15 protein-coding genes, 2 tRNA genes and 1 pseudogene are annotated in these 12,486 nt (G+C 50.4%); 10 read left to right on the top strand and 8 right to left on the bottom strand.

Features of this window, described 5'->3' with window-relative positions; genetic code table 11:
• The 7 genes from FCN80_RS24620 to FCN80_RS24585 all read right to left on the bottom strand — a co-directional run.
• A partial coding sequence (locus FCN80_RS24620; protein WP_230492928.1) for a hypothetical protein occupies positions 1 to 262 on the bottom strand: 262 nt, incomplete at its 3' end.
• Positions 252 to 509 (bottom strand): hypothetical protein, encoded by a 258-nt coding sequence (locus tag FCN80_RS24615; RefSeq protein ID WP_136992962.1) that lies wholly within the window; start codon positions 507 to 509, stop codon positions 252 to 254. The genes FCN80_RS24620 and FCN80_RS24615, both read right to left, overlap by 11 nt.
• Positions 493 to 879, bottom strand: a complete 387-nt coding sequence (locus tag FCN80_RS24610; protein WP_136992961.1) for a hypothetical protein — start codon at positions 877 to 879, stop codon at positions 493 to 495. Before FCN80_RS24610 ends, FCN80_RS24615 begins: the two co-directional genes overlap by 17 nt.
• 24 nt (positions 880 to 903) lie before the next feature.
• Positions 904 to 2,277, bottom strand: a complete 1,374-nt coding sequence (locus tag FCN80_RS24605) for a replicative DNA helicase (protein WP_136992960.1) — start codon at positions 2,275 to 2,277, stop codon at positions 904 to 906.
• Positions 2,274 to 3,290, bottom strand: a complete 1,017-nt coding sequence (locus FCN80_RS24600) for a helix-turn-helix domain-containing protein (RefSeq protein ID WP_136992959.1) — start codon at positions 3,288 to 3,290, stop codon at positions 2,274 to 2,276. The genes FCN80_RS24605 and FCN80_RS24600 overlap by 4 nt, the downstream gene beginning before the upstream one ends.
• A gap of 222 nt (positions 3,291 to 3,512) precedes the next feature.
• Positions 3,513 to 3,965, bottom strand: coding sequence for a toxin YdaT family protein (locus tag FCN80_RS24590; RefSeq protein WP_136992958.1), 453 nt, complete (start codon positions 3,963 to 3,965; stop codon positions 3,513 to 3,515).
• A 47-nt stretch (positions 3,966 to 4,012) separates the two neighbouring features.
• Positions 4,013 to 4,219 (bottom strand): Cro/CI family transcriptional regulator, encoded by a 207-nt coding sequence (locus FCN80_RS24585; RefSeq protein WP_136992957.1) that lies wholly within the window; start codon positions 4,217 to 4,219, stop codon positions 4,013 to 4,015.
• A gap of 81 nt (positions 4,220 to 4,300) precedes the next feature.
• Between FCN80_RS24585 and FCN80_RS24580 the strand changes: the two genes are divergently transcribed.
• From FCN80_RS24580 to FCN80_RS24545, 7 genes are all read left to right on the top strand, one after another.
• Positions 4,301 to 4,696, top strand: coding sequence for a helix-turn-helix domain-containing protein (locus FCN80_RS24580; protein ID WP_230492927.1), 396 nt, complete (start codon positions 4,301 to 4,303; stop codon positions 4,694 to 4,696).
• A gap of 700 nt (positions 4,697 to 5,396) precedes the next feature.
• Positions 5,397 to 5,738, top strand: a complete 342-nt coding sequence (locus tag FCN80_RS24575; protein ID WP_136992956.1) for a hypothetical protein — start codon at positions 5,397 to 5,399, stop codon at positions 5,736 to 5,738.
• A gap of 146 nt (positions 5,739 to 5,884) precedes the next feature.
• The gene (locus FCN80_RS24570) at positions 5,885 to 6,208 is read left to right on the top strand and encodes a hypothetical protein (protein ID WP_136992955.1); all 324 of its coding nucleotides are present in this window, start codon (positions 5,885 to 5,887) and stop codon (positions 6,206 to 6,208) included.
• A gap of 43 nt (positions 6,209 to 6,251) precedes the next feature.
• A complete protein-coding gene (locus tag FCN80_RS24565) occupies positions 6,252 to 8,339 on the top strand; it encodes an exonuclease family protein (protein ID WP_136992954.1) in 2,088 nt (695 codons plus the stop codon).
• Positions 8,336 to 8,836: a siphovirus Gp157 family protein gene (locus FCN80_RS24560; protein WP_136992953.1), complete on the top strand. Its 501-nt coding sequence runs from the start codon at positions 8,336 to 8,338 to the stop codon at positions 8,834 to 8,836. The genes FCN80_RS24565 and FCN80_RS24560 overlap by 4 nt, the downstream gene beginning before the upstream one ends.
• Before the next feature lie 392 nt (positions 8,837 to 9,228).
• Positions 9,229 to 9,456, top strand: a complete 228-nt coding sequence (locus tag FCN80_RS24550) for a DUF4224 domain-containing protein (protein ID WP_136992951.1) — start codon at positions 9,229 to 9,231, stop codon at positions 9,454 to 9,456.
• Positions 9,457 to 9,488: 32 nt separating this feature from the next.
• The gene (locus FCN80_RS24545) at positions 9,489 to 10,451 is read left to right on the top strand and encodes a tyrosine-type recombinase/integrase (RefSeq protein ID WP_230492926.1); all 963 of its coding nucleotides are present in this window, start codon (positions 9,489 to 9,491) and stop codon (positions 10,449 to 10,451) included.
• Between the two features lie 106 nt (positions 10,452 to 10,557).
• Here FCN80_RS24545 and FCN80_RS24540 read toward each other — a convergent pair.
• A tRNA-Ser gene (locus FCN80_RS24540) sits at positions 10,558 to 10,647 on the bottom strand.
• Between the two features lie 93 nt (positions 10,648 to 10,740).
• Here FCN80_RS24540 and mtfA point away from each other — a divergent pair.
• From mtfA to FCN80_RS24525, 3 genes and pseudogenes are all read left to right on the top strand, one after another.
• Positions 10,741 to 11,547 (top strand): DgsA anti-repressor MtfA, encoded by an 807-nt coding sequence (gene mtfA, locus FCN80_RS24535; RefSeq protein ID WP_136992949.1) that lies wholly within the window; start codon positions 10,741 to 10,743, stop codon positions 11,545 to 11,547.
• A gap of 115 nt (positions 11,548 to 11,662) precedes the next feature.
• A tRNA-Asn gene (locus FCN80_RS24530) sits at positions 11,663 to 11,738 on the top strand.
• 289 nt (positions 11,739 to 12,027) lie between these two features.
• Positions 12,028 to 12,413: pseudogene (locus FCN80_RS24525) on the top strand (transposase); the annotation flags it as partial.
• Between the last annotated feature and the right edge of the window lie 73 nt (positions 12,414 to 12,486).

Here is a 12,486-nt window from a genome sequence, read left to right as displayed (position 1 = left end):
CCGGCACAGACACCGCCTGAATGGGCTGAGATTTATTTTCCTCCGGTCTAATCGCGTCATGGAGACCGTCGAAAAATTCCTGGTTTTCCGATAGCTGTTTTTTCAGATCAGCTATTTCTGGTTCTCGGACATCGTAGCCATTATTAAATGATTTTTTTAACCAATGCCAAAACACCTCAACACTGACGCAACCACAGTCAAGAGGAATCTTTTCCCGTTCATTATTTTTCCATTCCTCAAACTTTTCTTGTTTATCTTTCATTGGCTTTGTCTCTTGATAATTGATATTCCCGCCAGTAATTCAGGCGTCCTCTAAAAAACTCTCGATATTCAGCGTTCGTTTTTTCAATTTCCAATTCAACATTTCGAAGCGTGGATTTCCCTGAACCTATTTGTTTAATCAATCCACTAGCCCGCATGTCTAGATATTCTTTCTGGCGATATTCCTCCGGCCACAGTCCGCGATTGAAAGGTAGTCCAGGCGGGAGGTAATCAGATTGCCCGCTCATGGTTCGCTGCCCTAGCTGCACGGAGATACCCATCAAATGCCAGTAACCTAACGGCGGCGCACTGTTCATGGGGTTCAAACGGCGGCCTACCCTTGGGAGTTGTCTTTTTGCGCATCGCTTGGCGCTGACAACCGACAAAAAATTTATCCGATACCGATTTGAGTTTATAAATATTCGGTTTTCCTCGGCTGGCGATAACCTCGATATTGACAGAATCGGAATGCAATAATGCCTCTATACGGACGCGAACAGTTTTTATTGATGCATCCATATCAGGATATTTTGATGTTAATATCTCCGACAGAATCTTCCCGGTGATATTTTTACCCAGCATTTCATTAATAACTTCTTTTTGGCCGATTTTATTCATGGTCCTGCCTCATTGGTCAATTAGTCAGAATGGTTGCTTATATGCTTTTGAAAACGGTCTTTCTCGCCTTTTAGCCTCCTGAAAAGTTTTTGTTAATTCTTCGGCAGCGATCTGGTCGGTGGGGAGAAAATGCCCGTTTTTAAATTCCTGGTAGGCGGTTCCCTGCTCACCATGACGATTTTTAGCGACAATAATTTCCGCCAAGTTTTTTGCTGGGCTATCCGGGTTATAAACACCCTCGCGGTAAAGAAACAAAATTCGGTCCGCGTCCTGTTCGATATTCCCAGAGTCACGCAGATCGGACAAAATCGGCCGGCGACTCCCGGCTGGACGGTCGTCGACTTTTCTCGACATTTGGCTGAGCGCTACAACAGGAGTGTATATACGCCCCGCCAGCCGTTTTAGACCACCGGAAATCATCCCAATGGCAATGTCATTTCGCTCCGCCTTGGGTTTCGTTATCAGCCCGAGATAATCCACCGCCACTAGTGACGTATTCGGATACCGGCGTTTATGTGTCTCAGACAGGGCGTTAATCTGCTCCACGGTTAAATCCGATGCGTCGACTATCCAAATATCCCGATCGTTTAGTAATTCTAGGGCGGACGAGATCCGCGCCCACTCCTCATCACACATCGTTTTCGGGTCGCGCAATTTTGAAACGGGCAGTCGGCCGGCACCGGCTATAGACCGCTCGACGATTTGCGCTGATTTCATTTCCATGCTGAATATCAGCGCCCCACCGCCATTTCGCGTCGCCCCCTCGACCAACGTCAACAGGAATTCCGTTTTCCCCATTCCGGGACGACCAGCAACGACTACCAAATCGGTACGGTCAATCCCCCCCAGAATTTTATCCAGCGGCTCAATTCCGGTCATGAGACGTTCCACACTCGGATCGCCGTTTAACCGTTTATCCAGTAAATCCATGTAACCAGTCAGGAGTTCGTTAATATGCACTGGCACGATACCGCTATCGCTTGTGGTCAACTCGATCAGTTGTGTCATAGCGGCGTCGATAACCTGATCTCGCTGCTGCTGGTTTCTGGCTGCACGAATCTGGTCCGCCGTTCCCTGGAATAACGCCACGGCGCGCCGACTGAACCACGCCCGGCTGGCTAGGGTTGCGTAACCCCTGAGGTTTACCCGCGCAGTAGGGATTTTGGTCGTTTCAATCAATAGCGCATTGCTATCGCCGCCCAGAGACTCGGCAATCAAGGCACCGTCAATCACCCCGAAATTCAATGCCTGTTTTTTGATTTCGATATACGCGCGCCGATAAAACTCGATGCTGAATGCGTCAGTCGGCAGCGTGGCGATTACCTCTAACGAATCCGGGGACGCCCCGTTGTTCAACAACCCCCCTATGACCAGGCCCTCTAATTCCTGCGGCGTCATAGTGCGCCCTCCCTGGTTTTTTTGAGGATCTCAGGTCGCATAAGATAATCGAAATTCGCGCGCCAGCCTGTTCCACTCGGACCACCAAAATAAAATTCTGGCGCCTCGCTGAACGCCTCGAAATACCCCAGGAAACCGGACAGCGATTTGACAGCCAGCCGTGGCGCCAGCATTTTGACCGCCCTCACCCGATCCGCATCGCAGTCAGCCGGGGGCAATCGGTCGCCCAGGATCGCGTTGTAAGCCGAGATAACCGCATTACAGTCGATATCGATGTCATCCGCCGCCCAGGCATACGCATCCGCGCAATACCCGTCGAACCGGTTTATGCGGCAAATGTTCGCGGGTTTTGCGTATTTACCATTACGGGGTTTCCAGGTGTTAACCACCCACCGGATAACCGTTCGAATGTCCTGTAGGGTGTAGGCTGGTCTGGATTTGCGTTCCGTCAGCAGCTCCGCGAAGGGGGAATGATCGCGGCAGCGCAAGCCCGTGGCTTCGTTGTAATAGCTCAGGGCCTTTTTAGCATTTTCGATAACGTGTTCATCAAATTCCCCTTTAGGGGTAAGGGGTGTTTTTTGTTTAATGACTGGTTCTATGACTGTTTCAGAATAGTGACTGGTTCTGGTGCCGTCTATCGGCATAGGGGCTATGCCATCTACCGGCATAGGTATGTTTTCTGGCGGCATAGCTATGTCATTTGTCGGCATAGGGGCTGTGCCATCTACCGGCATAGGGTTATCAATATTCAGATAGTAAACATTTGAGGTATTCCCCTTGCCATTATTGACACCTAGGCGATTTTCCTTGTTGAGAAACCCCATTGAAATTAACGCATCAATATGATCTCTGACTGTGCTTCTACCGCATTCACAATGATCAGCAATATGCTGATATGACGGCCAGCACTCGCCCTTATCATTTGCATTATCTGCGAGTTTAATTAGGACTAATTTTCTTATTGGATTTCCCACTTTTAAACTCATAGCCTTAGCCATTAAGGTCATGCTCATGCTATATTCCTAGCGCATCCGCGATGCGTCTGCATTCACGCTGATATTCATCCGGGGATAGGTTCATTTCCCGAAGATCTTTTTTAAGCTGTTCATATTTTTCCCACGCCGTTAACTGTTCATCGAAAATAGGCTCAATTTCCGCCCGCGTGGATGGCTGGCCATTGATCCGGTATCCGTTTACGTATGTCAGACGTGTCATATTTGGTCTTGCCTCTGCCGTCATGCGCTGGTCGTGCGCATTTGGAGAACGGGCGCCATAGCCGCCAGGGCCATGTTTGCCGTTTCCAGTTTTCGTGACATGTCACGGTCATCGAGCAATACAGCGATGATTGCCGCGACAAATTCACGCAGTGCTATCGATACGAGATACAGCATTGACACCTCAGTATTGAGCCGTGCGCGTCTCTCAGCTGGTAATGCTGCTGCCATCGCCGGCGCCAGCTCTGCAACACGTTTTTGCGCTGCATGCGACGTACCACGCAACCACCGGAAAATCTGCTGCCTGTTGTTGTTAATGGCTCTCCAGTCAGCTATGCCGTCCTGTTCGATTTGGTGTAACCGTGAGTCGGTGCCCATCGCGAAACAGTGGCGACTGATCTCAATCGCTACATGTTCCTGTCCGACGTCAGCCGCCCACGACTCGACCTCTGTTTTAAGTTTTTCGATGTCCATTGCGTCTCCTGGCGCAGTTGATTAATGAAAATCAGAAATGCTTATTTTCAGTGATTAAGCTGTTGCTCTAGAGGCTGCTTAGAGTACACATCGAGATCGTACTTAAGCGCTCCTGAGGTAAGCCGCTCAAGCCGAGCAGCCCGCTTTTCCGGGACAAGTTTTCCCCAACGAGATACGGCTGGTTGAGATACTCCAGCGGCCTCAGCCAGCTTGGCCTTGTTACCAAAATATTTAATTGCGTCGTCAGTTAGCATTTTTGCCTCCACTTACCTTTTGTTTGGAAATTACAACTTAACATAATGCAAGTCAAATTAATTTATATTAATCGGATGAAAATGACCTCTCTCAGCGATCGCATGAAAATGCGCCGCACAGAACTGGATCTCTCGCAACAGCGCTTAGCTGACGTTGTGAAGGTGTCGCATGTAACCGTGTATAAGTGGGAAAACGGGGAGACGGAACCGCGTGGTAAAAACTTATTTTTACTGAGCAAGGCCCTACGCTGTTCCCCGACATGGTTGATGTACGGCGACGAAGATCAAGCCCCTACTCCCGCAGCGCAATTGTCTTCAGAACTTGATGAGCGACAGTTAAAATTACTGGAACTCTTTGATTCCCTTCCTGAATCAGAAAAAGAACGGCATTTAAGTGAACTGGAATCGAAGGTGGATGATCTAAACGCTCTTTTCGAGGAGCTATTGCTCGCCAGAAAAAATTCCAAGAAAAAATAAAATAAAAACAATGCACTAAGTTAAATATTATAAATTAACTTAATTTATGATAAGCATATTGTTGATTTTTTACTTACCTTTAGTTAAGGTAATCCCATCAACAGCGCAGACAGGCATGGATAACCCACGAAGTAGCTACCGGCGGCATATGAAATCACCGGGAGATCTGCGGGAAGTCAACACACAGCAGTTGTTCAAAACGTTCTGGCAGCCGGGAAGACGGCAAAGAGGGTAAGACGATGGAAAATGCATACGAAGAATATTTCAACGCCCTTAAAGAGGGCGAAGAGGCAATGAGCTTTGCCGAATTTGTAGAGGCTCTCTCTTAAGTGGCTTCACCCTGAGCCTGTTCGCGGGCGCATGAATATACCCAAAAATGATTAACGACCAACACCGACCGCAGAGGCAAGACCATGATTTTAGCATTCACCATCGGCGCCTTTCTCGGCGCCAACATTGGCCTGATAGCCGCGGCACTTTGCAAATCAGTAGCGAGTGCGTGACATGTCACGGCAACGGAAACCCGGTACAGACTGGTCAGGTTTAGGGCTCTGTATCGTGATTGTTTTGGCGGTTATGGCGGCGTCAGTTTTTACGCTGGCGTCATCCGTACAGTAACGGGCATCGGGTGATTGGCGGACTCCCTATCCGTTAGCCGGTTCAACTCCGGCGCCCATTTTAATGACCAGGAGGCAAGACCATGTCAAACAGCATCAAGGTTATGCGGGTAACCAGCATTACCCATGACGTCAGTGAAGTTCTCATCAACGATGAAACCCAGGCGTTTATCTGCCGGCAGAATAACCCGCAGTATCCCGTGGTTGTACGGCTGAGCGGCGGTTATGTCCTCGGTGAATATGATTGCAACCGCTGCGCGGCGTTTGCGGTGGCGGAACTGGAATCCAGGGTAAGCAGTTTGAATGCGAAATTTGGCGATACCCGCGGGGAGCGCCCGGCATCCTATACCGACAGTCCCATGAATCGCCTCATTGACGCAATGATTGGCGATCTGGTACGAGCGGCGTCCATAGTCAGGCATTAAGCGCAAAAAAGCCCGCACAGGGCGGGCTTCCTTACCCCGGGTCGCCGACCAAAGCGATTACCGGGAATGCCGACGGGGACCAACCCGGCGGCAGAGGCAAGACCAACTTGCGTTGACCTTATGTTCACTATACCAGAGGTGGCACCATGAATGCACTATCTATACCCAAACAGGCTACATTGAACGTGTTCATTTCCGCAACAAGAAATGCGTTCACCAATAAAACCGATATCCATATCACGGAGTATGATCGCAGTGAGATGGACAGAGACACAATACATTTAATGACCAAAGAAATTACGGTCGATCTCTCGAATATCAATTGTGAAACTATTGAGATTAATTCATTACGTCATAAACAGCAAAAAATAGCGGATACAGCCGAAAGAGAAATATCAGAAATTGAGGACAGGATTAGCGATTTGATAACACCTGAAAATACATGTGATACTGATGTGAATATCGACTAAATCTCGTCTTAAACCTAATCACACCTGACCAAGAGGCAGACCAATGAGCGTTTATTCCCTGATATTTAAACCTAAAAAATCGGCCATCAAAGCCAATGGCGCTGTGCCGCTGGCGATTGCTATAGAGGCAAAAACCCAAAAACTGGCAACCATGGCGGCCACCATAAAAATGGAAGAGGAAATGCCGGGCGCCAGCGAAAACTTTTTCAATCCTGAAATAGTGGAAGATAAAGAAGGATCACCACGGCCGCCTATAGACAGATTCGACGAACAATTTCCCCAGGATTACGATTTGGTCAACGGCGAATTTATCCTCAAGAATCAGCCGGTCTCTGGTGAGTATCCCGACATGGGCGCACTGGTAGAGTTCAAAAAACTTTCATTGGTTGATAAAATAACCGTGCTGCTGCTCTATGATAAAACCGATATTACCCAGCAGGATTTATCTATGGTTGTGGATTTTCTCAACGACGACGAATCCAGCGCTGGATTAATGCCGGTCATTGAGGGACTGAAAACGGTGCCGGCATTGGATGCAATGTACCCGGAATCACTGCAAAAGCTGATCAAAGCCGTGTTTGCCAAATATCCGCAAAAATTCCCAGCAGTCAGTGAAATAACCCGGTTCGCGGAACAGTGGGTAGCGGCGCCGCGAGACCGTGTCGACACAGCACAGTCTCAGCAGCCGCGCGACACCAATGCCGCCCCCATTTGCGGCCCATTCAAGAATCGCCCGTTCCAGCATAATTTTGAAACGCTGGATCTCGAAATTGCTGTTGCGCTCAAATTCGACGATGTCGATTGCTGGGATGTTGGTCCCCATCGTGTCGCCCAGGCCCGGCGCATGATTGAACTGGATGACAAAACATTCAAACTGTGGTCAATGGAGTTTCGGATCCTAGGTAAAACCGCCCTGCAAATTCCGCGTGAGGCTGTTTTTGAAATTGTCCGTGGAGGCAAGGCGGTACTGCCCTCCCCGCCACCGGCAGCCGCACTGCGAGATTACATCCATCAACAGATCGCCTCCATTGAAATGCCGGAAACCGAGTCACAGGCACCAGCCGTATCTCCGGAGCCTACCGATACCGTTAAAACCGATATGGCACCACCGGCAGAGCAATCCCGCGAAACGCTGAACAAAATGGGTTACGGCATATATGGTTCGGCGCCGGATGCGGCGCCACCAGCCCTGGAACATGCAGCAGAGCCAGCCGACATGGAATCCGCCTCAATCGAGGTCGAAAAACAGGAAGTGCCACCGCAGGCAGACGATATCAAACTCCGCGCGGCCGAGCTTGAAAACTCCATTGCTCGGTTGCCGGCCAGCGCCCAGGAAAATCTGTCCCTATGGCGCCAGGTTCACAAAACAGATAGCGCGTTTACCAAGCAGTTTACCAATGACGGCGGCGGAACGTCGATCAACGGCACGTATATGGTCATGCGAGCAACCGAGGTTTTTGGACCGCAAGGCATCAACTGGAACGTTGAAGTTTTGGAGGAGAGGTTCGATAGGGGCGCCCCGCTGTTCCATAATGCAACCAATGCCGCCGGCAAACTGGAGAAAGCGCTGATCCTGGATGGCAACGGCAATTACATGGCTGAACTGAACCACGTCGTTAAAATTAAACTGCGCTACATTCACGACGGCGAGGAGGGTTTTGTTATTGCCTACGGTTGCACACCCTATCTGTACAACAGCAAATACGGCCCTATCAGTGATGGTGAGGCTCCGAAAAAATCCCTCACGGACGCCACCAAAAAAGCGCTGTCACAGCTTGGTTTCAGCGCGGATGTGTTCCTGGGCCTCTACGATAACCCGCAATACCGGGACGAAATCAGCCAGGAATTCGCGATCAAAAACGCCAGCGACAAGGCCGAGGGCGTCGCACAGTTGCGCAAAGAGCTAGATGAAAAACTATCGCGCAACGCGGAAACCCTCCAGTCCGGCGTATCCCCGAACGAGATCAACGCTGTATTCGCCACGATCGCACGCGAAGTCGAGGTCCACCGCAAAGCGGCCGAAGCCAAAGGCGATCAAGAGTACGCGAAATATCTCTCTGGCCGGCTGCGCCGCCTCACCACCATTAAAACCGAACGTCTGGCCCAACTGGCCGAAGGGGAAAAAGCATGAGCGTTACAGCTATCGCATTAGCAGCGGATTATAAAAAGCTCCAGGACCTGATCGAGTCAGGCACAGAGCTGACGCCTGAAATGATTGCCGATACCTTGGAGGGTATCGAGGGCGCCCTGGGCGACAAACTGGACGCGACCTTTTCGTTTGTCCGTAATATCGAGGGCCTCGCTAAAACCTGCGATGAGGAAGCCAAACGGTTGGCGGACCGCAAGAAGAGTTTCGAAACCCAGGCCAAAAACATCCGACAGTACATTCTGAACTGCCTGATCGCTGCCGGCAAAGATAGCCTGAAAACCACCTACAACACGTTCTCGGCTGCCAAGGGCCGCGCCTCGGTCATCATAGACGACGAATCCAAATTGCCGGATGAACTCGTCAGTACCACTGTTGTTACGGCCCCAGACAAGAAGGCGATTTTGGAGGCTATCGAGGGCGGCGTTGATATCCTGGGCGCCCATATCGAAATCGGCCCCCGCTCATTGCGGGTACGGTGATCACCATGCTCAGGACATCGTTAAGCCGCGGTGATGCCGTACATGTCACGTTCCCGGATGGAACAACCGGCATCATCGAGATCCAGAGCCGTGCCGAGCTGGCGTTTCATTTCCCCCAGAACGTACGGTTAGCGCCAGAGAAAGGCGCTTTCCCGCGGCTGATTAGGCGTAATCAGAAATGATATGACCACATGGCTAGCATAGCGGAAAACCAACACGGAGGACCGCTATGCAGCCATGGCAACCTGGCGCTCGATTGCTGACCGAGTTCGACCTAAAGATCGGCCAGTTATCGTTTAGCGTCAGAAAAAAGCAACTGAACGAGCAACACATTGACGCCGCATGCCAAGAGGCCGACAGATTGATGTATGCCATGACCAGAGGCAAGACCAATGCAAAACCAGTTACTCACCGACGAAGAACTGCAAGAGGTGACGGGGGCGGTCAGGACTAATATTCAGGCCGAAATACTCGGAAGGCATGGCGTTTTTTTCATAGTCCGCAATGACGGGAAAATCCGCACAACGTGGTATCACATCAATCACCCGTTGGAACGCAGCAAAATTATACCAGGAAATGCCGTTCCGGCCGGCGTGGATTTTTCATCGGTAGAAAATTGATGGGACGAAAACGAAATAAGGGTAACGAGTGGATGCCGAAAGGAGTTTTCCTCCGGGCATCCGGCTATTACTGGAAACCCGGTGGCAGCACACAAAAAATAGCGCCACCAACCGCGACAAAAGGCGAGGTGTGGCTAGCCTACGAAAAACAAGTCGCCGCAAAGAATACCAGATTGACGTTCAAACAGCTTTGGGACAAGTTCATCAATAGCCCGGATTTTGCGAATCTGGCTATTCGCACTCAGCGTGATTATGCTGCCCATGCCACTCACCTGCATAAAGTTTTCGGCGCGGCCGCCGTGGACGATATCAAGCCGGAACTGGTACGCCGATACATGGATGCCCGTGGGAAGAAAAGCACCGTACAGGCCAACCATGAGCACAGCAGCATGTCGCGGGTATACCGCTGGGGTTACCAGCGCGGGTACGTGAAAATGAACCCCTGTACCGGCGTGGATAAGTTTCCCAAACCACAGCGTGATCGTTATATCACTGATGAGGAATACGCCGCGATTTACGACGTCGCACCGACAGCGTTGCGCGTAGCAATGGAAATCGCCTACTTGTGCGCCGCTAGAGTATCCGATGTTATCAAAATGACATGGGATCAAGTCATGGAGCAGGGAATCTATATCCAACAGGGAAAGACAGGGGTGAAACAGATCAAATCATGGACAGATCGGCTTCGTGAGGCTATCGCTCTTGCCAAAACTCTGCATGGTAAAAATAATCGTGTCATAAAATCAGTGACTGGCCTGCCCTATTCTTACAATGGATTTAATGACGTCTGGTCAAAAGCGCGCCGGGGGGCGGGGGAAAAATTGGGTTATGTGCTGGACTGCACGTTTCACGACTTGAAAGCAAAGGGGATTTCGGATTATGAGGGATCGAGTAGGGACAAACAATTATTTAGCGGCCATAAGACGGAAAGCCAAATCTTGGTTTATGATCGCCGGGTTAAGGTCACGCCAACGCTGAATAAAAAACGAATTTAACAACATAACTATGCAAATTGTTAAATTTATTTTCTCAACGGATTTTCTCAGATTTTCTCATCGTGGTTTTAATCACACTACTGCGATGAGATAAGTGCTTGAATAATGGCGGAGAGAGAGGGATTTGAACCCTCGGAAGGATTGCTCCTTCAACGGTTTTCGAGACCGTCCCGTTCAGCCGCTCCGGCATCTCTCCGTTTTAGCGGTTGCTATCATGCCCTGTTTTGCGGCATTTTAATAGTGTAAAACCACGCCTAACGATTCAAGTGACGACTTATCGAGCAACACGATGATGAAATGGCCATGGAAAAGCTCTGTCCCCTCACCGGAGACTCGTGCCTTATGGCAAGAGGCTTTGGCGATCCCATTATTTTCCCCCCTCAATACTGAGGAACAGCAAAAGCTGACGGTATTCGCCGAGAAGTTTTTGCAGCAAAAAAAGCTGGTGACATTGCAGGGATTGACATTAAGCGAGGTTATGACGGCGCGGATCGCCTTGCTGTTTTCCTTGCCGGTACTCGGTCTGGGCCTGGAATGGCTGGACGGCTTTCATGAAGTGCTTATCTATCCCTCACCGTTCGTGGTCAATGACGAATGGCAGGATGAGACGGGCTTGGTGCATCGCGGCGAAATGGTTCATTCCGGCCAAAGTTGGGACCAGGGTCCCATTGTGCTGAATTGGCAGGAAATACAAGATTCATTCGATCTTTCCGGTTTCAATCTGGTTATCCATGAAACCGCGCATAAATTGGACGGCCGGAATTCGGGGGTGGTCAACGGTCTGCCGCTGATTCCGCTACGGGAGGTGGCCCATTGGGAATTATTGCTCCGTTCGGCCATGGAAGACCTGCAGGATGAGGTCGACCTGGTGGGCGAGGACGCGGCCAGTATGGACGCTTACGCCGCCAGCGATCCGGCGGAATGCTTTGCGGTTCTGTCGGAGTACTTTTTCAGTTCCACCGAGTTGTTTTTTGAACGCTTCCCTGATTTGTACCATTGTTTCACGCAATTTTACCGACAGGATCCGTTGGCGCGCCTCAATGCGCAGCGCTTGGCGCAATCCTCCCCTCCCGGCGACGGCATAACGGCCTCCTAGCCCGTCGGCCCGCCGCTGGCGGATTTGGCTAAGGGTTAGACGATCGCGCCGCAACCGTTTATTTTGCATTGACACCCCGTAAGGGGCCGGCTATGATTCGCCCCGTTCTCAAAATTCCTCTGTAGTTCAGTCGGTAGAACGGCGGACTGTTAATCCGTATGTCACTGGTTCGAGTCCAGTCAGAGGAGCCAATTTTCTGTTTTCATGCATCCTCGCGAATCATTATACGCTCTTGCTTCAACAGGTTAGCGCGAAAACTCTTTCCGGTGCATTTTAATTTTACCCTCCGCATCGGGAAAAATTGGTGGTCAAATCTGGGGTCAGGTTAGTTCGATAATGGAGTGACCCCAAATGTCTCTTAACGACTCAAAAATCCGCAACTTAAAGCCATCCGCTAAACCCTTCATGTAATAGCCCCCGTTTAAACCGGACACCTCACCAGTAAGATATAGTCATAAAGCTATGTTTAAGGACTGTCCTGTGCAAAGAATCGAAGTGATCACTGGCGAGCAAAAACGCCGTCGTTATACTCCTGAAGAGAAAGCCCGTTTTGTTGCGCTCGCCATGCAACCCGGCTACACCGTCTCACTCGTTGCCCGGCAATATGGCATCACACCCAGTCTTCTTTTTAAGTGGAAACGGCTCATGAATGATGGTGGGAAATCTGCGATCGCCGCTGGCGACGAGGTGGTCAGCGTCTCTGAAGTCAAGGCGCTGGAGAAGAAAGTCAAACAGCTTGAACAGATGCTGGGACGCAAAACGATGGAAGCCGAAATCCTTCGGGACGCGCTTGAGGTAGCGCAGGCAAAAAAGTTGGTATCGCGCATGCCATTGCTGCCACCGGTCGATACCCCCTCATCCGACTAAATAGCTGCGCAGAATAATAGATCACATTGAGGGAACTCAGCCCGGATTGTGCGATCTGATCAATCGCCAAAC

Source organism: Martelella alba, assembly GCF_005217455.1.
Lineage (GTDB): Bacteria > Pseudomonadota > Gammaproteobacteria > Enterobacterales > Enterobacteriaceae > Acerihabitans.
This window is presented reverse-complemented; position numbering and strand designations above follow the sequence as displayed.